This is a genomic window from Pseudoflavitalea sp. G-6-1-2, from assembly GCF_012927185.1.
Taxonomy (GTDB): Bacteria; Bacteroidota; Bacteroidia; order Chitinophagales; family Chitinophagaceae; genus Pseudobacter.
In genome coordinates this window covers 627,415-650,294 of the sequence record NZ_JABBGB010000001.1, presented here as the reverse complement: position 1 = coordinate 650,294, position 22,880 = coordinate 627,415, and the positions used below count along the sequence as shown (strand labels likewise).

The following is a 22,880-nucleotide window of genomic DNA, read 5'->3' as shown; positions in this document are numbered from 1 at the left end:
AGGTAAAGAACGGTTCCCGATGCTTCATGGAAAGCCGGAACAACTTGGTACGTGTGGTCTTATTTGCTCTGAATGCCTTCTGCTTTTGCTAGCTGAAAATCACTGAACCTTACCTGGAACTCATTGATCATTGGTAAAAATCAAACAGCAATCATTCTGTGTTAAACAAAGAACTCATATCAACCGCCATTCCTTCGCTCAATCCGGGCGATACCGTGTTGCAGGCTATGGAACTGATGTCTGAGTTCCATGTGGCACAGCTTCCCGTTGTAGCCGACGACAAATACCTGGGCCTTACCGCTGAAGACGATCTGATGAATGCCGACGAAAACGCATTGCTCCAGACCATCGAAAGCCACTTCTCCCGGATCAGCGCAAGAGCCAACTCCCATTTCCTCGAATCCGTTCAGATGGCCAACGAGCACAACCTCTCACTGGTGCCCATCACGGAAAAAGACAATGAATTCATCGGTGTGATCACCGTTCCCGATCTCCTCAAACAATTGGGAAAAACCACCGGAGCCAATGAACCCGGAGGCATCATTGTTCTTGAAATGGAACAACGCAACTTCTCCTTCTCAGAAATAAGCAAGCTCGTAGAAACAAACGATGCACAGATCACCCAGCTGAACACACAATGGGATAACAGTGCAGCAGCCTTCTTCGTAACTATGAAGATCAGCAAGTTTGAAATCTCCGACATTGTAGCTACCTTCCAGAGATATGAATATCAGGTGAAATATTATTTTGGCGAAGAACAGTACGAAAATGAACTGAGAAGCAATTACGACCACCTGATGAATTACCTCAATATCTAAGCTGCGATAAGCGCTTGCTGATGGGAAAAAAATATCTGATTACCATATGTCTCTTTCTGTTGTGGTGCACCATTTCGCGTGCACAGCAATTGCCCGATACATTGCCAGATCCGCACGCAGTAAATCCATACATCGATAAAGCCCAGCCCACTCCATTCATAGTAGGTAAGATCTATATCGAAGGCAATAAAAGAACAAAATCGTATATCATAGAACGTGAGTTGCCCTTCAAAACAGGCGACTCCATCTACCTTACAGATCTTGTAAACGGATTTGAAACAGGAAGAAGACAACTCTTCAACACCAGCCTTTTCAATGAAGTGGTGGTCTCTCTCAAATCTTTCAGAGGATATGTGGTGGATGTGAACATCGAAGTGAAAGAACGATGGTACATCTTTCCACTGCCTTACGTAAAACCGGTAGACCGCAATCTTTCTGAATGGTCCAAGCAGGGCTACAGCGCCGACCGCCTCAACTACGGATTCAAATTCACCTGGTATAATTTCACAGGGAGAAACGATAAACTCCGCCTTTGGCTCATCACCGGATACACCCGCCAGCTGCAGTTTCAGTACGATCAGCCCTATGCCGATAAAACCCTGAAACACGGATACCGCATAGGTTTCACCTATTCTTCCAATAAGGAGATCAATTACCTTACTACGGATAACCAGCAACGTTATATCGATACCTTACGCGACGGTCTGAAAAAATACAGCGGTTATATCGAGTATCAGTACCGGCCCGGGCTTCGCACCTGGCATAACTTCAGAGTGGCTTACACCAAACAGGTGGCCGATACCGGACTTACCCGTTACAGTCCCAAATATTTCGGGGGAAACACAGCTACCATTTCCTACCCCGAAATTTCCTACACACTGAAATATGTGAATGTAGATTATATCCATTTTCCGCTCACCGGCATACAGGCCGAAGCCAGCCTGCTGAAACGCGGCTTCGATTCTAAGAACAATATGTGGGAATTGAGCGGACGATTCTCCAAAGGATGGAAGCTCGCCAAAAAATGGTATTTCGGATGGCAGGGCAATGGTGTGGTGCGGGTTCCGTTCGATCAGCCATATATCAATCAACGTCTCTTCGGGTATGGCGATCTCTATCTCCGCGGACTGGAACGATACGTAATCGATGGCGTAGCTGCAGTGATGAGCCGGCAAACCCTTCGCCGCGAGATGGTAAGGTTTTCCATTCCTACTTTCATCAAATCCAAATCGCACGATAAGATACCTTTCCGCATCTATGCCAGAACGTTTGCCGATCTGGGTTATGCCTATAACAAAGACAAGATGCAGAATCAGCTCAATAACTCCCTGGTAAATAAATCACTGTACACGTATGGAGCCGGCGTAGACATCGTAACGTTTTACGATTTTATCTTCCGGTTCGACTATAGCTTCAATCAATTAGGGCAAAAGGGGCTATTTTTACACATCAAGAATGAGTTTTAAGCAACAGCACCCAATATGAAAGTAGCTATCTACAGCCGGGTCATCGAAAACGAGTTGAAAGCAGATGTACAGCAATTGCTCGATGAACTGGCAAAAGAAAACATAGAACCGGTGATCTATCATCCGTTCTTTGAAACCATCAAGTCTTCTTTCCGCTTTCCGGAGAAGACGGCTATTTTCAGCGACCCATCCGATCTGGGCGAGCAGATCGATTTTGTGATCAGTCTCGGCGGAGACGGTACGCTTCTCGATACCGTTACGCTGGTTCGCGATAAGAACATCCCTGTACTGGGTATCAATTTCGGAAGACTGGGCTTTCTGGCCAGCATCGGCCGCAACGAACTGAAGTCTGCTGTGGAAGCGCTTGTAGACCGCAATGTGGTGATCGATAAACGCTCCCTCATTCACCTCGATGCAGACAAACCGCTCTTTGGCAATGTGCCCTGCGGGCTGAATGAATTTGCCATTCACAAAACAGATACTTCTCCGATGATCAAGATACACACGTATCTGAATGGAGATTTTTTAAATACGTATTGGGCTGATGGACTGATAGTAGCCACTCCAACCGGCTCAACCGGTTACTCGCTCAGCTGTAATGGTCCGGTAGTATTTCCCGAATCGTCGAGTTTTGTGATAACGCCGGTAGCGCCGCATAACCTCAATGTTCGTCCGATTGTGGTGCCGGATGATAACGTGATCTCATTTGAAGTGGAATCCCGTGCCGATCATTTTATCTGTGCTTTGGACTCCAGGAAAGAAATTGTGGAAAAGAAAGTGCAACTTGCAGTGCGGAGAGAAAGCTTTACCCTCAGCCTGGTAAGATTGAACGAAAACAACTTCCTGCAGACACTCCGCAATAAACTGAGCTGGGGCCTCGACACAAGAAACTGATCTGCCTTCTGAAACCCGCTTCGGTAGCGGTAATTTAACTTTTCCAATAGACTGAAAAACCAAACTGTTTCGTTAACAGCAACGTACTACTTAATCATTATATTGCAGTATATGAGAAAACTGGTTTTTTTGGCTCTGCTGGGTATATCCCTTTTCGTGGCGCCACAAGCGATGGCTCAGTATGAGAGCTATGTTCACGTAGGTGAATTCGGCATCTCTGCAGGAGCAGCCCACTACTTCGGTGATCTCAATACAAGAGGAAGAGTGAACAGGCCCAAACCCGCTATAGGCTTGTTTTTCCGTAAACAATTCGGCAATTATGTGGCGCTTCGCGTGGGCGCTCACTTTGCGCAACTCGGTTATTCAGACATTTACAATACCAACAACATATACCAGCAGAGAAGAAATCTCAGCTTCAACTCAAATATTTTTGAAGTAGCCTTGCAGGGAGATTTCAATTTCTTCAAGTTCATTCCTGCCGATCCGATGTACAGATTTACTCCATATGTAACTTTTGGGGTGGGAGTATTCAACTTCGATCCGTATACGTATCTGGGTGGGAAGAAATATTTCCTTCGCCCGCTTGGTACAGAAGGGCAGGGGCTGGATGTGGAGCCATACAAAGACAGAAAACCATACAGCACCATGGCACTCTGCATTCCGTTTGGAGTGGGAGTGAAATATGCACTGAATGAAAGGATGAACCTGGGTTTTGAAGTGGTGCATCGCTTTACCGGAACCGATTATCTGGATGATGTGAGCAAGACCTATGTGGGAGTAGACAAGTTTCCGACGCAGCCCGACGGAACACCTTCGGTGGCAGCGCGTTTGCAGGACAGATCCTACGAAACAGGCAAGATTATCGGTGAGGAAGGCAGACAACGCGGATTCTCCAAACAGAAAGATCAATACATTTTTGCAGAGATCACCTTCTCTTTCAACCTCAGTTCTTACCGATGCCCATCGGCTAACTGATCGACCAGACACCATATTATATAGACCAACGGATTTGGCCGTTTACAGCCAACCTGTTAGAATGTTCATAATAAGTACATAAAATTTCCATGAAAATAGCTTCCCATTTAAATTTTTGTACCTTTGGTCCCTTCAAAAAATAAGGTATGAGGAGCCGAAAGGACCATATTAACCTGCAGATGTTGCCCCGGCACATAGCCATCATCATGGATGGAAACGGCCGTTGGGCTAAGGAGAAGGGGCAGGATCGCCTCTATGGTCACTTTCATGGAGTGGAAAGTGTTCGCAATATCGTGGAAGGATGCGCTGAACTCGGCGTTGAATACCTCACCCTTTATGCATTTTCTACCGAAAACTGGGACAGACCTCAGCAGGAAGTAACAGGCCTGATGGAGCTGCTTGTAGAAACCATCCGCAAAGAAACTGAAACGCTCAACAGAAATAATATCAAACTGCATGTGATCGGTGATATGAAAATGCTGCCTGAGTATGCCAGGCAGGCACTTCGCGAATCACTGGAGATCACCAGCCGCAATACCGGCCTCAATCTTATCATGGCCCTCAGTTATTCCAGCAGATGGGAACTGGTACAGGCCGTGAAACATATTGCAGAAGATGTAAAAGCCGGGATCATTTCTCCCGACTCAATCACACAGGATACCCTGAGCGGCTATCTCTCCACAGGAAGCTTCCCTGATCCGGAACTCATGATCAGAACCAGCGGAGAATACCGTATCAGCAATTTCCTGCTTTACCAACTGGCTTATGCAGAACTTTATTTTACCAATGTGCGCTGGCCCGACTTCAGAAAAGAAAATCTGTATGAGGCCATTATCGACTTCCAGAAACGAGAGAGAAGATTTGGTAAAACCGGAGATCAGGTTCAGCAGGAACCTGTGGCCAACCAATAATATCCCCCATGATGCATATCCCCTTCCCAAAAAATCATTCATTTCCTGCGCGTTTTAACAAACAGTTTTAAAACACAATTAATAAATCCCTTTAATTTGCTCCAGCTTAAACAACCCGGAATGCAGCGTTCGTTTACTTCCCCTGTTTTTTTATTGGCTTTCGTACTGTTATTGGCAGGTTCAGCTTATGGACAGGAAAAAGATACCATACCAACGTCCGTTGACCCGGAGCTGGAAGCAATTATGTCTTCAAAGAACCCGAAGGAGTATATTCTGGGGGGGATTAAGATATCTGGTACCAAGCGATATGATGAACAATTGCTGATCTCTATCGCAGGTTTCAATGTAGGAGATAAACTGCTGATACCCGGAGGCGACAACTTCTCAAAAGCCATCAACAACCTCTGGAAACAACGCCTCTTCTCAAACGTTCAGATCTATTTTACTAAACTCGAAGGCAATAATCTCTTCATAGAAATTCACGTTACAGAACGCCCAACACTCTCCAAATTCTCTATCAAGGGTGTAAAGAAATCTGATGAAGATGATCTGAAACCCAAAACCGATCTCACCATCGGTAAAGTGGTTACAGAAAACGTGAAGCGCAATGCCGTTGAAGCCATTCAGAAATACTATACAGAAAAAGGATTCCAGAGTGCCCAGGTAGATATCGTGGAAACCCCCGATGCTTCTCTGCCCAATGCTGTGATTCTTACACTGCATGTTACCAAAGGCAACAAAGTGCGCATCGCCGGAATAGACTTCTTCAACAATAAAGAAGTAGGCGAACTGAAGCTGAAAAAGCAAATGAAGGGAACCAAAGAAATGACCAAGCTTACGCTTTTCCCCGATAATGAGCCTAGCCCTTACGGTGAAAACAAGCCCATGACCTTCAAAGAGTACCTGAGCAATGCAGGGCCTCTGTCTCTCTCCAAAACAAAAGAATACCTCGATCCATATTTCCGGTTCAAATTATTCAGCTCTGCCAAGTTCAACGAGAAGAAATATCTCGAAGACAAAGAGAAAGTACTCGACTACTACAACTCACTCGGATACCGTGATGCAGCGATCGTTGCCGATACGCAGTACTTCAACAAAAAAGGAAATCTGAAAGTAGACCTGAAAGTAGACGAGGGTCACAAATACTATTTCGGTAATATATCCTGGAAAGGAAATACAAAATATTCAGACTCCATTCTGAATGTACTGCTGGGTATCAAAAAAGGCGAGACCTACAATCTCGAAACACTCAACAGAAAACTGGGTAAACAATTAACGCAGGAAGGTGGAGACATCGGTTCATTATATATGGACGATGGTTACCTCTTCTTCCAGGTAGACCCCGTTGAAACGGCGGTATATAATGATACCATCGATTTCGAGATCCGCATGCGCGAAGGTCCGCAGGCGACTATCAAGAACATTACCATTGCCGGTAACGATAAAACCAAAGAACACGTAATCCGTCGTGAGTTGCGTACCCTGCCCGGCGATAAATTCAGTCGTCAGGATCTGATACGTTCACAGCGTGAGATCTCTCAGCTTGGTTACTTCAACCAGGAGAAGATCGGCATCAACCCTGTTCCTAATCAGGAAGATGGTACAGTAGACATTCACTATACCCTCGAAGAGAAATCTTCGGATCAGCTGGAGCTCAGTGCCGGCTGGGGTGGTGGTATCGGTTTAACTGGTACCGTGGGTGTATCGTTCAACAACTTTTCTATCCGCAACATATTTAATAAGAAGGCCTGGGATCCGTTACCAACCGGTGATGGTCAGAAACTGAGCTTGCGCATTCAGTCCAACGGACGTGCGTTCCAGAGCTACAACGCATCATTCACCGAGCCATGGCTGGGTGGAAAGAAAAGGAACTCACTCACAGTGAGCCTTTCAAAAACATTGTTCCGCACAGGTGGATATGATGGTAACCGTTATGTGTACAGCGATACCAACAAACTGAAAAGTTTCAGTGCAGCGGTATCATTGGGTAAGCAGCTGAAATGGCCCGATGACTTCTTTACATTGATCTATTCGGTGAGCTTTACTCAGTATAAGCTGATCAATTATCCTTATTTCATTTCTCAGTTCAAGGATGGTACATCCAACAACCTGAGCTTTAAACTGGCGCTGGCCCGTAACTCTGCGGGACCAAACCCGATGTTCCCAACTCAGGGTAGCAACTTCCTGGCAAGTGTGCAGTTCACGCCACCATATTCATTATTCAATAAGAATATCACCAACGAGGATAACTATAAGTTGCCCGAATTCCATAAATGGCGATTCAATGCAGAATGGTTTATCCCCATCGGCAAAGCCATGGGAGCAGATCGCAGCCGTCAGTTCGTACTGCGTGCCGCAGCCAAGTATGGTTTCATGGGACGATACAGCAGCAAGCTGCAGTACTCTCCGTTCGAGCGCTTCCAGGTGGGTGATGCCGGTCTGGCCAATGGTAACTATATCTTAGGATACGATATCATTGCGCACCGTGGTTACCCTGTGTATGAGAATTCTGATCCTAAGGTGAACCCAGACCAACAACAGGCGTCTCAGTTCTTCACGATGTTCAATAAGTATACCCTGGAGCTTCGTTATCCGTTCACTACCAATCCAAGCAGTACTATCTATGGTATGCTCTGGTTTGAAGCAGCCAACGGATGGTACGATTATAAAGATTATAATCCATTCCGTCTGAGAAGATCTGCGGGTGTGGGTATGCGATTCTTCCTGCCGATGTTCGGTCTCCTCGGATTCGACTACGGTGTAGGTTTCGATCGTCTGAAACCCGATGGCAAACTGCGTGATGCAGCACGCTTCACCTTCATGCTCGGATTTGAACCAGAATAGCAGCGAGAACCATAAAATATTGCCCGGAAATCGGAGAATAACTGGATATTTATATCCTTACTCATAAACTTTAAAAATAAGTGGTATGAAAAAAATACTCTTTATCCTCCTGGGAGTGATGTTGATGGGCCAGCTGGCCAATGCACAACGATATGCTATCGTAGATACCAAATATGTACTCGATAAAATGCCGGAGTACAAAGAAGCACAGAAAAAGCTGGATCAGTTCAGCATGGCATGGCAAAAAGAAATAGACGATAAGCAACAGGTACTCGATAAGATGTACAAAGATTTCGATGCTGAGCAGGTAATGCTGAGCGACGAACTGAAAAAGAAAAGGGAAGACGAATTATTCATCCGTGAGAAAGAATTGAGAGATCTTCAACGCAAACGCTTTGGTTTTGAAGGTGATCTGTTCAAGAAACGTCAGGAACTCGTGAAACCCATACAGGACAAGGTTTACAACGCCATCCAGAAAATTGCTGTTAACCGTGGATACGATTTTATTTTGGATAAAAGTGAAGGAATAACTGTTATATTTGCCGACCCCAAGCTGGACCGCAGCGAAGACATCCTCAGAGAACTGGGTGTTAAATAATCGTGAAAGCACCATCGAGGGAACAACTTATTGTTAGCAATTTTCAACTTAAACTTAAATACTGCCCACCCTGTTTCCGGGCTTTGGGTGTCCTAAACAACAAAATTAAACACATGAAAAAGTTTTTTACAGTAGTGTTGTTCGCTTCAGGGCTTATGATGGTTGCTGCACACGCTCAGGCTCAAAACAAAATCGGTTATATCAGTTCTCAGGAAGTAATCAGCATCATGCCCGAAACCCGGAAAGCTGACTCTTCTCTGAACGAATTCCGCGTTGCTCTCATCGCAAGCGCACAGGAAAAACAAAATGCATTCTACGCTGCATTCGAGAAATTCCAGAAAGATTCTGCTACCATGTCCGAAGCAGTGAAATCTGTAAAGAAAGCAGAGCTGAACAAACTCAGCACTGAACTCGGTGGCGAAGAAGAGCGCATTCAGCAACTGCTCGGTCAGAAACGCGATGAGCTGATTCAACCAATCAACAAAAAAGCATACGAAGCTATCCAGGCTGTTGCCAAAGAGAGCGCATATACATGGGTTTTCGAGAAAGAAGCACTGCTGGTTGCTCCTCCCGGTGAAGACATTCTTCCACTGGTAGCAAAAAAACTGGGCATCAAGGTTCCTACAGGTAATGCACCTGCTGCCGCCCCTGCGAAAAAACCATAAGTTTAAACCGCACCATATTGAACAGGCCCTGCCATCAACGGCGGGGCTTTTTTATTTGTAAATTTGAGCATGTTTGCACCCATTGGAATCTTCGATTCAGGATACGGCGGCCTCACTGTGATGAAGGAGATATTGCAGAAACTGCCGCAATACGATTACATCTACCTTGGCGATAATGCGCGTGCGCCTTACGGCAATCGCAGCTTCGATACAGTGTATCATTACACGCTGCAATGCGTGCAGTGGTTCTTCGATCAGGGATGCCCCTTGGTGATACTCGCCTGCAACACGGCATCAGCCAAAGCATTGCGCACTATTCAGCAGAACGATTTGCCGAAGATCGCGCCGGACAACCGTGTGCTGGGGGTGATAAGACCCACTTCGGAGATCATCGGTTCTTATACCGATACCAAAAAAATCGGCATACTCGCTACCAGGGGAACCGTTCAGTCAGAATCGTACCGCCTCGAAATCGACAAGTTCTTTCCCGATATCGAAGTGCACCAGGAGGCTTGCCCAATGTGGGTTCCGTTGGTAGAGAACAATGAGCACCAGCAACCCGGAGCTGATTATTTTATTGAGAAGCACCTTCAGAATATACTGCAGCACCAGAAAGATATCGATCTGCTGTTGCTGGCCTGTACGCATTATCCTTTGCTGATGAACAAGATCAAACAGTTCATTCCGGATAACATAAAGGTTTTATCTCAGGGGCTGATTGTGGCGGAGAGTCTGGCCGATTATCTGCAACGCCATCCTGAAATGGAGCAGCGATGCAGCAAAAGCGGTACCCGCGCATTTTTTACCACCGACGACCCCAACGATTTCAACCATCAGGCAAGTATATTCTTTGGAGAACCATTGCAATCGAACCACGTGGCATTGTAGAGGATGGTTTTCGTATTGTGCAATCCATAAAAAGTGGATACTTTCGTAGTGAACCCTCCACAGCCCGCCAGAATCCTGTATTCCTGAAAAGCTCCCATTTTCAATGGAGATTTATCATCGGTTAATCAATTAATGTATGATCAGAACATTTCGGTTTTGGTTGCTGGCCATTCTGGCAATCAGCTTTGCAGCATGCGGGAAAGAAAAAAGTGTTGATTCTACTGACGGTGAAAGGTCAGGAGTGTTTAGCATGAAGATCGATGGGAAGCAGTGGATTGCAGATGAGGTTTCCGCAGCCATTACAGCAGATGGATATCTGGTGATCTCAGGGCAGAGTGCCAGCAAGATCTCTTTCTCCATTAAACTCAAGGCCGACAAACCGGGTAAGTATCAGCTAGACCCCAGTACCAAGGACGACTTTGTCGGAATTATGATAGATCAGTCCGGCGCTACCACCATCCCTTACGGAACTGGTTTTGGAAACGATCCCAACAATGCCGGAGGTATTGTGGAGATCACTGAAATCGATAATACCTCTAAAATACTTTCAGGGAAATTTCAGCTGAAGGTATTAAGTGCAGATGGAAGCAATAAGGTGCTAACGCTTACCGAAGGATTGATTGAGAATCTCAGTTTCGCTTCTTCCAATAATCCAGGAGGGCCTGGTAATCCCGGCACCGGTTCCGGAACATTTGCAGCTAAGGTAAATGGAACGGCTTTTCCGGTATCTATTGTTTCAGGTACAAGTGGGTTTGGGTTGCTTTCAATTACAGCATTGAGTGGCGGAGGCAATACTTTACTGTTGTCTATGCCTGCCGCGATAACTGCCGGAACTTATAATCTTGCCGGTTCATTGGGTTATATAGCAGCCTATTCCGAAGGGATAACGCAATACCAAACTGTTGTAAGTGGCGAACTTATTATAACTGAGCACAATACAGCTACCAAAACAATCAAGGGCACTTTCAATTTCAAGGTAAAGAAGAATGCCACTGATAATTTTGATATTACAGAAGGTTCATTTTCAGTAACATACGTAGAGGTTCAGGTTCCGTAAGTAAAAATGCGTTGCGGTGATTGGAAAAAGAAAGTAATGCCTTACCTTTGCCGTCCTTTCACAATCCGGCGGGTGTGGTGACCTGTTGGGCTGAAAAAGAAACCAGGTCTGTTCTCCCAGGCCGCATTCAACAAAGCCAGCTTCGCAAAACCGAAGCGCAAAAAGCGTAAAAGAAACAATTATGAAACGTACATTCCAACCTCACCGCCGTCGTCGTAAAACCGTTCACGGTTTCCGCAAGCGTATGCAAACTGCCAATGGCCGTAAGGTGCTGGCTAGCCGCAGAGCTAAAGGCCGCAAGAAGCTGACAGTTTCTGATGAAAGGAAATTAAAGTAAACTCTTTCTGATCAGTTCAGCATCCGCTGATACTGAACAGTTGAATATAGTTCGAATAGCTCCGCATTTGCCGGAGCTATTTTATTTTTGTTTGATGCCGAAGAAGAACACATTAGGAAAAACAGAACGCCTCAAACGCCGAAAGGCCATCGATCTGGTGTTTAAGAAAGGAAAACATTTCTCCGTTTTCCCGGTCAGAACTTCCTATGCGTTTACGGATACCATCGACACTTCCCTCCAGTGCGGATTCGGTACCAGCAGCCGCAACTTCGGCCGGTCCACCGACCGCAACCGCATCAAACGGCTCCTCCGCGAAGCATGGCGACTGAAAAAGCACGAGCTTCAGGAGCTCACCACTCAGAAGAATGTTAAACTCGCTGTATTCATCATCTTTGTAGGCAAAGAGCTGCCCAACTGGGAGCTGGTGAATGAGAAGATCGACGTAATTTTGCAAAGACTCACCCGGATAGTTAATGAAACAAATACTTCGGATACTTAGTCTTCCCTTTATCGCACTGATAAAGATCTATCAGTGGGGTATCTCTCCATTGCTGGGACCCAAATGCAGGTATACACCCAGCTGCTCTCACTATGCTGTTGAAGCATTCAAAAAATACGGACTCTTCAAAGGTTTCTGGCTCGCAGTGAAACGCATCAGCCGCTGTCACCCATGGGGTGGTCACGGATATGACCCTGTGCCATAAACGAAAAAAGCACAAAGCAGTCTCAGACCACTTCGTGCTTTAATCTATGCAGTGTAATTGCTTACTTGTTCATACGCTTTACGAGGTCGTACAGTTCTTCGCGCTTTTGTTTGCTGGTGGTGAACTTGTAGATCTCAGGCGCTTTCCCATCCTTCCCTGCTTCCACAGTATTAGGAATACCATTGAATGGACCGATGAGCTTGGCGGTGTAGTTCGCACTTACTTTCTTTACTGCACCTGGTACAATAAAGTAAGTTTTGGCTTCATCACTGGCATTGAGGCCCATGATGAGTTGCTGCGTGCTGTCTACAATATGCTGCAATTGCTCGGTAGTGATAGAAGTGGGGATACCACCTTCTCCATACTTTACAATGCTTCCGATCAGCGTGTCGGCTGATTTCAGATTAAGCAGGTAAGATCCACTCTCGGTAAGATCGTAGGTTTTATCTCCATCCTTGCTTTTTACGGTAATTTTTACAGGATCGCTGCCAACATACTGGAGATCCAGTTCATTGTGCTGTGTACCTGGTTCGAAGGTGATCTCTTTGCTGTCCTGCCCTTTCGCAGTGAGTTTGCCACTGCTCATGATCACGAGTTTTTTAACATTGGATGGGCCGGATGAACAGGCTGATGCCAGTAAAGCTACCGTGCAGGCGGCGATGATAGAATACTTCATTGATTGCATTATTTAATGAAAAGGATGGGGTGTAAGTATTATTTGCCAGCTGCTGCAAATCGCTCTGCCACTTTGCTCCAGTTCACTACATTCCAGAAAGCTGCGAGATAATCGGCACGTTTGTTCTGATATTTCAGATAATAAGCATGCTCCCAAACGTCTGCGCCGAGGATCGGGGTACCTTTTACTTCTGCTACATCCATCAGAGGATTGTCCTGATTGGGTGTAGAGCTTACTTCGAGTTTGCCGTCTTTCACAATCAGCCATGCCCAGCCGCTTCCGAAGCGTGTGAGACCAGCATTGTTGAATTTCTCCTTGAATGCATCGAACGAACCGAATGCTGCATTGATCGCATCACCCAGTGCACCTGTTGGGGCGCCACCTGCATTGGGAGCCAGTGATTCCCAGAAGAAAGTGTGGTTCCAGTGACCGCCGCCATTGTTTCTAACAGCAGGGCTGATGCTGCCTGCAGCCGCTACCAGTTCTTCCAGTGATTTGTTCTCATTGGGAGTACCTGCGATTGCTTTATTGAGATTGTCAACATAAGCCTGGTGGTGTTTACCATGGTGGATCTGCATGGTTAACGTGTCAATATGAGGTTCCAGTGCATCCGCTGCATATGGAAGAGGTGATAATGTAAATGCCATACTATTAATTTTTAAATGATAAAGATTTTCCTGACGCTCAAAACTTACGAGGCCCAAATTTACAGGTCATTACCCGATCCGCCAACTACATTCCCCTTATGAAACTCATCATTTAATTGTATATTCATCTCCTGTCAAATTAACTGTTTCACCCAACCACACCACATAACACATGAGTAAACCTACCCAACCGCGGCGGGCCTTTATTCAGAAGATCGGCAAAGGTGTTGCCGCATCTGCTTTGCTGCCAGGCCTGGCGCACGCTGCCGACAATCTTCCCCATACAGAATGGCTCTCCCGCAAATACGTTTCGCCCAACGATAATCTCCAGATTGCCCTTATCGGCGCAGGAGGCATGGGCAACGGAGATGCACAAACCGCCACCAGTATTCCCGGTGTTAAACTCGTTGCTGCCTGCGATCTGTACGATGGCTGCCTCGAAAATGCAAAGAAGAAATATGGGAATGATATCTTCACAACCAAAGATTACCGTGAAGTGCTCAACCGCAAAGACATCGATGCTGTGATCGTTGCCACGCCCGATCACTGGCATAAAGATATTTCCGTTGATGCCATGAATGCCGGCAAAGCCGTCTACTGCGAAAAGCCCATGGTGCACGATGTTTCCGAAGGCCCCGCTGTGATTGCAGCCCAGGCAAAGAACAAAGTGGTGTTTCAGGTAGGAAGTCAGGGTATGAGCTCACTCGGCAATGAAAAAGCCAAAGAACTGTACGAGGCAGGCGCCATCGGACAGCTCAACTATGCCGAAGGTGTATGGGCACGCAATACACCCGGAGGTGCCTGGCAATACGATATGCCTGCCGATGGAAACCTCCAGACTGTAGACTGGAAGCGTTTTCTGCATGGCAACCCTGATATTCCCTTCGACCCGAAAAAATTCTTCCGCTGGAGATGCTTCAAGGATTATGGGACCGGTGTTGCAGGCGATCTCTTTGTGCATCTTTTCTCCAGCCTTCACTATGTGGTGAGCTCTTCCGGCCCTAATCGCATTATGAGTACCGGAGGACTGCGGTACTGGAAGGATGGCCGCGAAGTGCCCGATATTCTGCTCGGTATGTTCGACTATCCACAGACAGCCAATCATCCTGCATTCAACCTTTCGCTCCGTGTGAATTTTGTTGACGGAACCGGAGAGAGCAACTCCCTCCGTCTTGTAGGTAATGAAGGTTCGATGATTGTTGACTGGGATAAAGTCACGCTCATCAAAAACAAATTCTGGCCACCCGATCAGTATGCGAAATATTTTGCAGAACGCAGATATGATAAAGATTACGATCGCAAAACCATCAAAGCTCCTGAAACCACCGTATTCAAGGTAGATGAAGGATACAAAGGCGCACATTACGATCACTTCTTCAACTGGGTACGCGCCATCCGTGGCGGTAAACCTGTAATTGAAGATGCTGTGTTCGGATATCGCGCAGCCGCGCCCGCACTGCTTTGTAACGATAGCTATTACAAAGAGCGCGCTATCAAATGGGACCCCATCAGCATGAAACTAATCGGATAAACTCAGTACATGAAACTTTTTATTCTCCCCCTCGCAGCCGTGATCACTTTAACCAGCATGTCACTTATGCAAGACCATAATAGACTCTCCGCAAAGGAAAAGAAAGCAGGATGGCAATTGCTGTTCGACGGTAAGTCTACCAATCAATGGCATTCCTATCAGAACAAACCTTCAGACGGATGGGAGGTGGTGAATGGAGAACTGCATTGCAAAGAGCAAGATGTTGCGCATCGCGCCGATCTGGTCACCAATGCCGACTACAAAGATTTCGAATTCTCATTCGAATGGAAAGTAGGCAAAGGAGCCAATAGCGGCGCGATGTATCATGTTACGGAAGATCATGATGCCGCCTATCAAACCGGGCCGGAATATCAGCTGATCGACGATCTCGGTTATGCGCAGAAGTTAGAAGACTGGCAGAAAAGCGGAGCGGATTATGCCATGCACCCTCCTTCAAAAATTATGGCGAAGCCGGCAGGAGAATACAACCACAGCAAAATAATTGTACATGGGCCGCATGTAGAACATTGGCTCAACGGAGAGAAAATAGTGGACTTTCAGTTATGGACAACCGAATGGGAGCAACTGAAAGCAAAAGGCAAGTGGAAAGATGCCGCTGATTATGGCATGCGCAAAACAGGGCGCATCGCCTTACAGGATCATGGTGGAGGCATCTGGTTCAGGAATATCAAAATCAAACCTTTGCAGTAGCTATTACAGTCTGCGGAAAGCCGCATCAGACAAGGCTTGCAGGAAACTGCATGTTTTGGCTGTCGTCTGGCATCGAGCTAAAACTTAACAGCTGAATTGTTTCCGGAGTGGTACGGTGGTCACCGGACTGACTAATTTCATCCCTCAACTTAAAGTTTCGACTGCGTTTTTCTGCGGGAGGCACTTTGCTTCGCGGGCAATATTTTCATCTTGCATTCAGAACGCCGCATAAATCCGGAAGAGCCGGAAAATACCGTGCAGAATCGTGCAGCAAATTGCGGTATTCTGATTTCAATCCTTTAACTTACGGGTAATCCCATTCAACAAATACCAAACTGCTTATGAAAGAACTACTGTGTAGGTGGGGGATCATTCTGTTAATTCTTATCCCCACATCTCTCTTCGCTCAAACCAGGCAGATAACCGGCCGGGTCACTGACGACAAAGGCTCTCCTGTTTCTCAAGCTACCATTTTACTGAAAGGATCCAGCGCAGGCGTCTCGGCCAATGATGATGGCCGCTTCACCATTGCCCTGCCCGCTTCGGGCAGCCGCATTCTGGTGGTGTCTGCAGCAGGATTCAAAACCAAAGAACTCAGGCTTTCGGACAGTACCGATTACAACGTGGTGCTGCAAAACGCCGGCAGTCTCGACGAAGTGGTTGTTACTGCCGCCTTCGGCTTCAAACAGAAAAAGAAAACACTCGGATACAATGTGCAGGAAGTGGGTTCTGCCGAGCTTAGCAAAGGGCGGGAGAACAGCTTCATCAATGCCATTCAGGGTAAGGTGAGCGGTGTGAATATCACTTCCAGTGGTGGTACTCCCGGAGCCGGTACCGATATCGTTATCCGCGGTCTCAGCTCCATGAACCCCGCAGGCGATAACCAGCCGTTGATTGTGATCGATGGCGTTCCCGTGAACAACTCCACCAGCTCAGGCGGCATGGTGCCCAGCGCAGGTACCAACCTGCTGCAGGCCGGCAGCAACGATCAGTTTGCTTATCCAAACCGTGGCCTCGATATCAACCCTGATGATATCGAATCCATCTCTGTGCTCAAAGGCGCGGGCGCTACGGCGCTGTATGGATTGAAAGCCGCCAACGGTGTTCTGGTGATCACTACCAAACGCGGCTCAACCGGCAAAATGAGCGTGAGCCTCAACAGTTCCGTTTCATGGGACTATCTCACCAAGTATCCGGAGATACAAACAAAGTATCGCGAAGGACAGCAAGGCAGATTGTCGTGGAACTCCGATGGCACGCCTAACCGATTCCAGACATTCGGACCTCCGGTAACGGAAGGTGATCCTGTGTACAATAATTTCAAACGAGCATTCTCAACCGGCAATCGCTACAACAACTCTGTTACTGTGCAGGGAGGAGGAAATAAAACAACGTACTACAGTTCTTTCTCTGCATTGAATCAGAGCGGCATTCTTCCCGGAACAAAATTCGATCGTTATACATTCAAGCTGGCAGCTAACTCACAGCTCACAGAGAAATTCAGCATGAATGGATCTGCAACATTCACTACTTCTCAGAACGATCAGCCATCTGCAGGAGATAAAGGTGTAATGACTTCCCTTTCTTATCATACCACCACCTTCGATGTGCGCGATTACCTGAACCCGGATGGAAGCATGAAAGTGTACGCGCCAACCATCATCGACAATCCACTTTACGTTGCGAAATACAGTCAGATGAACAGCAATCTCTTCCGCATGGTGGGCAATCTCGGTTTCAACTGGAGCATACTGCCCAAACTGAAATTCGATTACAAAATCGGAGGGGATTATTTCAATGACAGCCGCACACGTGTTGTACCCGGACCAAGATATCCCGGAGACCGCACCACGCTTGATCTGGCGATACTTTCAGGAGGTTTCATCGTAGAGGAAAGGATCACCAGCAGAGATGTGAACAGCAACGCCTTCCTTACCTGGACGGATCAGATCAACGACGACTGGGATTACACGCTCATGGTGGGCAACAACATTCAGGTTACCTACAACGACATCATCAACAACAGAGGTGAGAAATTCGGTCTCGTAGGATTCTACGATCTCAGCAACACTGTTAATCAATACAACCTGCGTACAACAACACGCAGAAGATATGCAGGCATTTTTGGTAACGTGAAATTCGGTTACAAGAACGCTGTGTATGTAGAACTCTCCGGAAGAAACGACTGGAGCTCTACGCTGCCTGTTGCAAATAACTCATTCTTCTATCCTGCGGTGAGCTTGAGTTATATCTTCACCGATCTGCACAATATTTCCAACAACGTCCTCAACTTCGGTAAGCTGCGTGTGTCTTATGCGCAGGTGGGTAAAGATGCGCCGCCATATGCGAACGGTCCTTACTTCTCTGCACCCAAAGGGTTTCCATTCGTAACAGGTTTCAACAGCCTGCTCGGATTTCTCCGCAGTACAGAGCTGTCTGATTCGGCACTCAAACCAGAGATGCAGAAATCTTTTGAAGTGGGAACAGAGCTGCACTTCCTGAAAGACAGACTGAATCTGGATGTAACGTACTACAACAGCCGAAATGTAGATCAGATCATTCCTGTTCCGGTATCTTACACATCGGGCTTCGGCACTTACTACACCAATGCGGGCACTATCCGCAATGAGGGTATTGAAGTGGAGCTCACAGCAGTGCCGGTGAAGAACAAAGAATGGAGCTGGAGCATCACCGGAAACTGGAGTCAGAACAGAAGCAAGGTAGTGAGCATCAAAGAAGGCATCACCGATATTCCGTTCTACGACGAAGGAAGGATCATGAACAAATTAAGTCTCGGCGGATCAGCCGGCGATCTCTGGGGCGTTGCCTATCGTCGCGACGATAAAGGCAATCTGATGATACTGCCCAGCGGATTCCCGGACGTAACACAGGAATTCGTGAAAGCCGGAAACGCTTTCCCCGACTGGATCGGAAGCCTTTCAACTACACTCACCTGGAAGAACTGGAGCCTCTCCGGACTGATCGAATACAAAAAGGGAGGCGATGTATTTGATGTAACTATGCGCAACTCAATCCGTAACGGAGTTCTGAAGATCACAGAGAACCGCTATCAGCAGGTGATCTTCAAAGGCGTGAAGATCGCGGACGGAAAAGAGAATGATATACCCGTAGTGCTCGATCATAACTACTATCGCAACACAGGCCTGTTCAACAACATCGCAGATGTGATTCTGCAGGATGCAAGCTGGCTGAGACTCCGCAACGTTTCACTCAACTACACCATTCCGAAAAAAGTGCTGGAACGCACCAAATTCATTCGCGGTGCATCGGTAGGAATTACCGGCAGCAACTTCATTCTGTGGACACGCTATTCAGGATATGACCCCGGAAGCGGCGCCTTCTCCACCGGCTACAATGCCTACGGATTCACCGGCAGCAATATTCCGAATTTCAGTTCCTGGATCTTCAACCTGAACCTTAATTTCTAAAACCTGACAACATGAGCAACAAATCAATCGTATCATATGCAGTGCTCTGCGGCCTGGTGTTGATGGCAGGTTGTAAAAAATTTGTGGAGAGTGGCAATGTGAATGTCAATCCGAATAGATCACCATCGATCACACTGGCAACAGCATTGCCTGCAGTGGAGTATACCACGGCTAATAATCATGCGTTGCTTGGTTATATTACAACCTTGTTCAGTCAGCAGATGGCATCCTACAGCAGTGGCCCGCTGAACGAAGACAGATACCGCGATGTGCGCATCAGCTCTGCATTTGAAGGCATGTGGACGGCCCTCGCCAATGCCAAACTGATGGTGGATGCGGCCAAACAGCAAGGCGCGCCACACTACACGGCCATCGCGAGAATTCTCTTCGTAACAAACCTCACATTGGCTACAGATACGTATGGAGATCTGCCATTGACGGAAGCATTCAAAGCGCCTCAGATACTTCAACCGAAATACGATAAGCAGGAAGATATCTACACTTTCATGCACAAGTATCTCGATTCAGCCATCGATGAATCGAAGCTTCCAAACCCATCCACACTGAAACCCGGTGTTGATGATCTGATCTACGGAGGCGACACGCTCGCATGGAGAAGAACCGCGTATTTTCTGAAAGCAAGGCTCTACATGCACACAACCAAAAAAGGTGCAGCAGCTGCCGCACAGAACGCACTCGCAGCCATGCAGAATGCGTACACTTCCACATCGAAAGATTACCAGATGATCTTTAGTGAGCGCAATCCCAATCCCTGGTTTGTGAATGTATCGGGAAGGATTTCCGGCAGTGCCACATTCACCATTGCGCCATCGCGGAGATTCTGCAATGCCATCAATGGCACTTACTTTCCGGGATTGGTAGATCCCCGTGCTATCAAGATCATTTACAAACGTCCGGCTGCAAGCAGTTACACAGGCATTACCAATGGTGCGGCCAATACCGGCAACACAGCAGATCTCACAGATACCACCTTCTATGGCATGCGTGGGTCGCCACTGGTGATGGCCACTTATTCAGAGCAAAAACTCATGGAAGCAGAAGCATTGTTTCTGAAGAACGGAGGAGATACCACCACAACAGGATCTACTGCCGATGCGTATGCAGCCTACCTCGAAGGCATCAGGGCCAATATGGACAAACTCACTGTGCCAATTGTTCAACGCGATGCCTATATCGCCAATGCACAGGTAAGCGTGGGAGCAGATAAACTGAAGATTGCACATATCATGCGCGAGAAAATGGTAACGCTGTTTCTCAATCCCGATATGTGGGTAGATGTTCGCAGGTACGATTACAATCCGAATCTTTTTACAGGAATGGAACTGCCGGTGAACATCAATCCTGATATGGGCGGCAAGTTCATCCGCCGTTCGTTGCTGCCATTGGTGGAGGTGAACCGAAACCCCAATGCGAAAGCCGCATTCAAACCAATGACGGAAAAAATGTGGTGGGATCAGTAATCCATCTTCACTCAAAAACAAAAGATCATGAAAGCAATTCAATATATCACGCTCGCTCTATGCACGCTGGCTGCAATAGCGGCCTGCAAAAAAAGCAAGTATGATTTTGTAAGGGACAATTCCACTCCTACAGGTGTGGGTTCTGTGCCTGTAAGCAGTAATGGACTGATAGATATGGCCACACAGAAAACACTTGCCACGTCCAGAACGGATGCAACGGCTTACGATGCCAGCGCCACCTTCAACACGGAGCTGCAATTCTTTTCTGAAAGTCCGGTGAAAGAGATCAATCTGTTCAATACGGTTGGTGCAGGAGCGAAAGAAAAATACAGCACCATCGCATATCAGAAAGCGTTCTCAACCATCAAACGGCTCGATACACTGCTGGTTCCGTACACACTTCCGACAGGTGCTTCGGGAACAGTGATCAGGCTCGACTACGAAATACTTAACCAGAATAACCTGAACGTAATCAGAACCATCTATGTAAAACTGAAATAACCATGGACGGCAACCGGTACCATACCAACAAGGAAATGAACGAAAAGGAAATGGAAGAACTTTTCGCCAGTATTTTCCGTGCCCATGAATACCGGATGTATGCGCTGGCCCAGCAACTCACCAAGAGCGAACAGTTTGCAAAAGATGTGATTCAGGAAGTATTTCTGAAGCTTTGGGAACGCAGAACTGAATTGCATCAGGTAAAGAATATCGAAGCCTGGCTCTACCGGATGACCGAAAATAAAGTGATCGACTTTCTCCGGAAAGCCGCGGCGGACGGCCGTTTGAAAGAAGCTGTCTGGAGCAATCTGGTGCTGCAGCAGGATGATCCCGAAGCGCTGCTCGAAACAAAAGAGTATCATCAGATCATCCGCAAAGCCATCGATAGCTTACCTGCGCAACGCAAACTGATCTGGCAGCTCAACCGGGAGCGCGGATTGAATTATGAGGAAATTGCCAGTGAGTTGCAGATCTCAAAACATACCGTAAAAAATCAATTGTCGTCGGCGCTGCAATCGATCCGGAATTTCCTGTCGGGAACCAGTCGATTGTTTTTCCCATAAATATTTTTGATCCGGATAGGAACATCTGTATGCCTGCTTCGTCTAGTATGAAGCAGGCATTTTGTTTTTGCACGCAATGTTGAATAATATGGAACACAGGATCAGGTTTTTGTTCAGACAATACCTTGAAAATAAATGTACCCGGCGGGAGTTCGATGAACTCTTCGCATTGCTTCGCGATGCTGACCACGATCAGGAACTGCGTCAGCTGGTGAGTGAAGCATACACAGCGTTGGGCCAAACTTCTGTTACCTATGTAGATGAGACCGGTAATCTGGTGTTGCCGGAACCGGAATGGCTTACCCAACCTGAAGACGAGAAGCCGGTAAAGAAGAAAAGATCCTATGCGGCCCTGGTGATCACAGCAGGCATTGCGGCAACGGTTGGTGGAGTGTACCTGATGAACAAAAAAGAAGCAGCACCCAAACCTGCGATGAGTGTATCCTCAACGGAAAGATCGGAGTACCGGTTTTTGTTGCTTCCGGATAGTACGGAGGTATGGCTGAATGCTGCGAGCACATTGGAATATCCTGCTGACTTCGGCAAAAGCAACCGCAACGTGTATCTCAGTGGTGAAGCCTATTTCGATGTAAAGCATCAGGCGCAGCAGCCGTTCATCATCCATACCGGAAAAATAGCTACCACTGTTCTCGGCACTGCATTCAATATCAAAGCATATGCAGATCTCAGCAATGTAACGGTGGCTGTGAGCAGGGGCAAAGTGAAAGTGCAGTATCTCGATAAAGAAGTAGCCACGCTCACCACAGGCCAGCAGGTGAGGGTGAACAATAATGGAAGCGGCATTGCCGACAAGCGGTCCGGCCTTCAGCAGGTAGCCGCATGGCAGCAGGGAAAACTGGCTTACGATGATGAACCGGTAAGTGAAATAGTAGCAGACCTTGAAAGAGTGTACAATGTAAGCATCGATGTAACCAATGATACGGTGAGCAATATGCGCATTTCTACATCATTCAACAGACAAACCGGAGTAGAAAAAGCATTGGAGATCTTATGCAGATTAACCGATGCTGCACTGAAGCAGGAGGGAGGGAAATATTACGTACACTAAATACCTCATCCCAAAACTCATAACATGAAATCAAAAACAACCATTACAGCACCGGGCTGATTGCCGGCATAAAAAAGGGCCTAACCAGTTACGAC

General features: G+C 47.0%; 22 protein-coding genes. 20 read left to right on the top strand and 2 right to left on the bottom strand.

The features are described from left to right. Nucleotides 1–158 precede the first annotated feature (158 nt). From HHL16_RS25290 to yidD, 13 genes are all read left to right on the top strand, one after another. A complete protein-coding gene (locus HHL16_RS25290) occupies nt 159–818 on the top strand; it encodes a CBS domain-containing protein (protein WP_346766820.1) in 660 nt (219 codons plus the stop codon). Between the two features lie 20 nt (nt 819–838). Further along, nucleotides 839–2,284 (top strand): POTRA domain-containing protein, encoded by a 1,446-nt coding sequence (locus tag HHL16_RS02680; RefSeq protein ID WP_169423599.1) that lies wholly within the window; start codon nt 839–841, stop codon nt 2,282–2,284. A 15-nt stretch (nt 2,285–2,299) separates the two neighbouring features. Beyond that, nucleotides 2,300–3,178 carry an NAD kinase gene (locus tag HHL16_RS02675; protein ID WP_169423598.1) on the top strand — a complete coding sequence of 293 codons (879 nt, stop codon included), beginning with the start codon at nt 2,300–2,302 and terminating at the stop codon, nt 3,176–3,178. A gap of 111 nt (nt 3,179–3,289) precedes the next feature. Continuing rightward, nucleotides 3,290–4,153 carry a DUF6089 family protein gene (locus HHL16_RS02670; protein WP_169423597.1) on the top strand — a complete coding sequence of 288 codons (864 nt, stop codon included), beginning with the start codon at nt 3,290–3,292 and terminating at the stop codon, nt 4,151–4,153. Between the two features lie 146 nt (nt 4,154–4,299). After that, nucleotides 4,300–5,064 (top strand): isoprenyl transferase, encoded by a 765-nt coding sequence (locus HHL16_RS02665; protein WP_169423596.1) that lies wholly within the window; start codon nt 4,300–4,302, stop codon nt 5,062–5,064. Nucleotides 5,065–5,184: 120 nt separating this feature from the next. Continuing rightward, entirely contained in the window at nt 5,185–7,908 is a 2,724-nt protein-coding gene (locus HHL16_RS02660) for a POTRA domain-containing protein (protein ID WP_169423595.1), read from the top strand. Between the two features lie 85 nt (nt 7,909–7,993). Beyond that, nucleotides 7,994–8,506 (top strand): OmpH family outer membrane protein, encoded by a 513-nt coding sequence (locus HHL16_RS02655; protein WP_169423594.1) that lies wholly within the window; start codon nt 7,994–7,996, stop codon nt 8,504–8,506. Between the two features lie 113 nt (nt 8,507–8,619). Beyond that, a complete protein-coding gene (locus HHL16_RS02650) occupies nt 8,620–9,171 on the top strand; it encodes an OmpH family outer membrane protein (protein ID WP_169423593.1) in 552 nt (183 codons plus the stop codon). A 69-nt stretch (nt 9,172–9,240) separates the two neighbouring features. Then, the gene (murI, locus tag HHL16_RS02645) at nt 9,241–10,059 is read left to right on the top strand and encodes a glutamate racemase (RefSeq protein WP_169423592.1); all 819 of its coding nucleotides are present in this window, start codon (nt 9,241–9,243) and stop codon (nt 10,057–10,059) included. A 136-nt stretch (nt 10,060–10,195) separates the two neighbouring features. Then, the gene (locus HHL16_RS02640) at nt 10,196–11,116 is read left to right on the top strand and encodes a DUF6252 family protein (RefSeq protein ID WP_169423591.1); all 921 of its coding nucleotides are present in this window, start codon (nt 10,196–10,198) and stop codon (nt 11,114–11,116) included. Nucleotides 11,117–11,297: 181 nt separating this feature from the next. Continuing rightward, the gene (rpmH, locus tag HHL16_RS02635) at nt 11,298–11,453 is read left to right on the top strand and encodes a 50S ribosomal protein L34 (protein WP_026309617.1); all 156 of its coding nucleotides are present in this window, start codon (nt 11,298–11,300) and stop codon (nt 11,451–11,453) included. A 94-nt stretch (nt 11,454–11,547) separates the two neighbouring features. Continuing rightward, a complete protein-coding gene (locus HHL16_RS02630) occupies nt 11,548–11,952 on the top strand; it encodes a ribonuclease P protein component (RefSeq protein ID WP_169423590.1) in 405 nt (134 codons plus the stop codon). Further along, on the top strand, nt 11,927–12,157 hold the full coding sequence (gene yidD, locus HHL16_RS02625; protein ID WP_206022228.1) for a membrane protein insertion efficiency factor YidD: 231 nt from the start codon (nt 11,927–11,929) through the stop codon (nt 12,155–12,157). The genes HHL16_RS02630 and yidD overlap by 26 nt, the downstream gene beginning before the upstream one ends. 61 nt (nt 12,158–12,218) lie before the next feature. Here yidD and HHL16_RS02620 read toward each other — a convergent pair whose 3' ends face one another. Both HHL16_RS02620 and HHL16_RS02615 read right to left on the bottom strand, forming a co-directional pair. Then, on the bottom strand, nt 12,219–12,833 hold the full coding sequence (locus tag HHL16_RS02620) for a hypothetical protein (protein WP_169423589.1): 615 nt from the start codon (nt 12,831–12,833) through the stop codon (nt 12,219–12,221). A 38-nt stretch (nt 12,834–12,871) separates the two neighbouring features. Beyond that, nucleotides 12,872–13,480 (bottom strand): superoxide dismutase, encoded by a 609-nt coding sequence (locus tag HHL16_RS02615; protein WP_169423588.1) that lies wholly within the window; start codon nt 13,478–13,480, stop codon nt 12,872–12,874. Nucleotides 13,481–13,652: 172 nt separating this feature from the next. Between HHL16_RS02615 and HHL16_RS02610 the strand changes: the two genes are divergently transcribed. The 7 genes from HHL16_RS02610 (at nt 13,653) to HHL16_RS02580 (ending at nt 22,785) form a co-directional block, all read left to right on the top strand. Further along, nucleotides 13,653–15,011, top strand: a complete 1,359-nt coding sequence (locus HHL16_RS02610; protein ID WP_169423587.1) for a Gfo/Idh/MocA family oxidoreductase — start codon at nt 13,653–13,655, stop codon at nt 15,009–15,011. A 9-nt stretch (nt 15,012–15,020) separates the two neighbouring features. Then, nucleotides 15,021–15,722 carry a DUF1080 domain-containing protein gene (locus HHL16_RS02605; protein ID WP_169423586.1) on the top strand — a complete coding sequence of 234 codons (702 nt, stop codon included), beginning with the start codon at nt 15,021–15,023 and terminating at the stop codon, nt 15,720–15,722. A gap of 341 nt (nt 15,723–16,063) precedes the next feature. Continuing rightward, the gene (locus HHL16_RS02600) at nt 16,064–19,171 is read left to right on the top strand and encodes a SusC/RagA family TonB-linked outer membrane protein (protein ID WP_169423585.1); all 3,108 of its coding nucleotides are present in this window, start codon (nt 16,064–16,066) and stop codon (nt 19,169–19,171) included. A gap of 11 nt (nt 19,172–19,182) precedes the next feature. Next, entirely contained in the window at nt 19,183–20,652 is a 1,470-nt protein-coding gene (locus HHL16_RS02595) for a SusD/RagB family nutrient-binding outer membrane lipoprotein (RefSeq protein ID WP_169423584.1), read from the top strand. A gap of 27 nt (nt 20,653–20,679) precedes the next feature. Next, nucleotides 20,680–21,153 carry a hypothetical protein gene (locus tag HHL16_RS02590; protein ID WP_169423583.1) on the top strand — a complete coding sequence of 158 codons (474 nt, stop codon included), beginning with the start codon at nt 20,680–20,682 and terminating at the stop codon, nt 21,151–21,153. Nucleotides 21,154–21,155: 2 nt separating this feature from the next. Next, nucleotides 21,156–21,716, top strand: a complete 561-nt coding sequence (locus HHL16_RS02585) for an RNA polymerase sigma-70 factor (protein WP_169423582.1) — start codon at nt 21,156–21,158, stop codon at nt 21,714–21,716. Between the two features lie 88 nt (nt 21,717–21,804). Beyond that, nucleotides 21,805–22,785, top strand: a complete 981-nt coding sequence (locus HHL16_RS02580; RefSeq protein WP_169423581.1) for a FecR domain-containing protein — start codon at nt 21,805–21,807, stop codon at nt 22,783–22,785. The last annotated feature ends 95 nt before the right edge of the window (nt 22,786–22,880 follow it).

What these genes read in the sequence shown, in the direction of transcription:
- HHL16_RS02660 (WP_169423595.1), top strand. Translation starts at nt 5,185, where the DNA reads ATGCAGCGTTCGTTTACTTCCCCTGTTTTTTTATTGGCTTTCGTACTG.
- HHL16_RS02670 (WP_169423597.1), top strand. Translation starts at nt 3,290, where the DNA reads ATGAGAAAACTGGTTTTTTTGGCTCTGCTGGGTATATCCCTTTTCGTG.
- HHL16_RS02605 (WP_169423586.1), top strand. Translation starts at nt 15,021, where the DNA reads ATGAAACTTTTTATTCTCCCCCTCGCAGCCGTGATCACTTTAACCAGC.
- HHL16_RS02680 (WP_169423599.1), top strand. Translation starts at nt 839, where the DNA reads ATGGGAAAAAAATATCTGATTACCATATGTCTCTTTCTGTTGTGGTGC.
- HHL16_RS02590 (WP_169423583.1), top strand. Translation starts at nt 20,680, where the DNA reads ATGAAAGCAATTCAATATATCACGCTCGCTCTATGCACGCTGGCTGCA.
- rpmH (WP_026309617.1), top strand. Translation starts at nt 11,298, where the DNA reads ATGAAACGTACATTCCAACCTCACCGCCGTCGTCGTAAAACCGTTCAC.
- HHL16_RS02665 (WP_169423596.1), top strand. Translation starts at nt 4,300, where the DNA reads ATGAGGAGCCGAAAGGACCATATTAACCTGCAGATGTTGCCCCGGCAC.
- HHL16_RS02630 (WP_169423590.1), top strand. Translation starts at nt 11,548, where the DNA reads ATGCCGAAGAAGAACACATTAGGAAAAACAGAACGCCTCAAACGCCGA.
- HHL16_RS02655 (WP_169423594.1), top strand. Translation starts at nt 7,994, where the DNA reads ATGAAAAAAATACTCTTTATCCTCCTGGGAGTGATGTTGATGGGCCAG.
- HHL16_RS02650 (WP_169423593.1), top strand. Translation starts at nt 8,620, where the DNA reads ATGAAAAAGTTTTTTACAGTAGTGTTGTTCGCTTCAGGGCTTATGATG.
- HHL16_RS02595 (WP_169423584.1), top strand. Translation starts at nt 19,183, where the DNA reads ATGAGCAACAAATCAATCGTATCATATGCAGTGCTCTGCGGCCTGGTG.
- HHL16_RS02600 (WP_169423585.1), top strand. Translation starts at nt 16,064, where the DNA reads ATGAAAGAACTACTGTGTAGGTGGGGGATCATTCTGTTAATTCTTATC.
- murI (WP_169423592.1), top strand. Translation starts at nt 9,241, where the DNA reads ATGTTTGCACCCATTGGAATCTTCGATTCAGGATACGGCGGCCTCACT.
- HHL16_RS02580 (WP_169423581.1), top strand. Translation starts at nt 21,805, where the DNA reads ATGGAACACAGGATCAGGTTTTTGTTCAGACAATACCTTGAAAATAAA.
- HHL16_RS02620 (WP_169423589.1), bottom strand. Translation starts at nt 12,833, where the DNA reads ATGAAGTATTCTATCATCGCCGCCTGCACGGTAGCTTTACTGGCATCA.
- HHL16_RS02615 (WP_169423588.1), bottom strand. Translation starts at nt 13,480, where the DNA reads ATGGCATTTACATTATCACCTCTTCCATATGCAGCGGATGCACTGGAA.
- HHL16_RS02585 (WP_169423582.1), top strand. Translation starts at nt 21,156, where the DNA reads ATGGACGGCAACCGGTACCATACCAACAAGGAAATGAACGAAAAGGAA.
- HHL16_RS02675 (WP_169423598.1), top strand. Translation starts at nt 2,300, where the DNA reads ATGAAAGTAGCTATCTACAGCCGGGTCATCGAAAACGAGTTGAAAGCA.
- HHL16_RS02640 (WP_169423591.1), top strand. Translation starts at nt 10,196, where the DNA reads ATGATCAGAACATTTCGGTTTTGGTTGCTGGCCATTCTGGCAATCAGC.
- HHL16_RS02610 (WP_169423587.1), top strand. Translation starts at nt 13,653, where the DNA reads ATGAGTAAACCTACCCAACCGCGGCGGGCCTTTATTCAGAAGATCGGC.
- yidD (WP_206022228.1), top strand. Translation starts at nt 11,927, where the DNA reads ATGAAACAAATACTTCGGATACTTAGTCTTCCCTTTATCGCACTGATA.